Source organism: Aeromonas sp. 159, assembly GCF_963862045.1.
Lineage (GTDB): Bacteria > Pseudomonadota > Gammaproteobacteria > Enterobacterales > Aeromonadaceae > Aeromonas > Aeromonas veronii.
Genome location: NZ_CAWLMI010000116.1, coordinates 1 through 858 on the forward strand (window position 1 = coordinate 1; position 858 = coordinate 858).

An 858-nucleotide genomic window follows, 5' to 3' on the forward strand; every position below is an offset into this window, starting at 1 on the left:
TTACCCTGATTGCTCCGATCGCAATGGACGACGGCCTGCGTTTCGCTATCCGTGAAGGTGGCCGTACCGTAGGTGCTGGTGTTGTAGCTAGCGTAATCGCCTAATCGATTCGTTATATACAAACATGAAAAGGGGTGGCTTCGGCCACCCCTTTTATTTTTGGGGCTATTTATGGCCTGTGAGATACTGGGCAAAACCATTGATAGAGGTAGTTTCCGTGAGCAACCCCGCCATTTTTCTGGATCGTGACGGTGTCATCAATGAAGACACTGGCTATGTCAGTCAGGTCGATGATTTCCATTTTCTGCCCGGAGTCATAGACGCCCTGAAGCTCCTCAAAAAGAAAGGCTATCTGCTGGTCGTCGTCACCAACCAGTCCGGCATCGCCCGCGGCTACTTCAGTGAAGATGACTTCATGAATTTGACTGAATGGATGGATTGGTCACTGGCTGATCGGAATGTGGATCTCGATGGCATCTACTTCTGCCCCCATCATCCGGATCACGGCGCCCCTTGTGATTGCCGCAAACCGGAACCAGGCATGCTGCTGTTGGCACAACAGGAACTGGGGATCGACATGAGTCGTTCCTATATGGTGGGTGACAAGCCTTCCGATCTAAAAGCTGCCGTCAATGCTGGTGTTGGTCACAAGATCATGGTCAGAACCGGTAAGCCGGTGACCGAAACGGGTAGTGCGCTGGCCGATGCTCTCTATGACAATCTGCACGATTTTGCTGTTGCGGTGCCTGCAGTGAGCTGATTTCGCCGGTTTAATATGCCAATTGGTGGCTTTGTGAGCGAACAAACAGCGAAAGCCATCTTTTTGCAATTATTTGCTTGCCAGAAAGAATTCACTCC

2 protein-coding genes are annotated in these 858 nt (G+C 50.9%); both read left to right on the plus strand.

Annotated elements, in window-relative coordinates; translation table 11 throughout:
- Positions 1 to 104: EF-Tu C-terminal domain-related protein (locus AACR14_RS16060; RefSeq protein WP_019446595.1), on the plus strand; the 104-nt coding region annotated here is incomplete at its 5' end.
- Positions 105 to 217: 113 nt separating this feature from the next.
- Positions 218 to 760 (plus strand): D-glycero-beta-D-manno-heptose 1,7-bisphosphate 7-phosphatase, encoded by a 543-nt coding sequence (gene gmhB, locus AACR14_RS16065; protein ID WP_019446915.1) that lies wholly within the window; start codon positions 218 to 220, stop codon positions 758 to 760.
- Positions 761 to 858 lie beyond the last annotated feature (98 nt).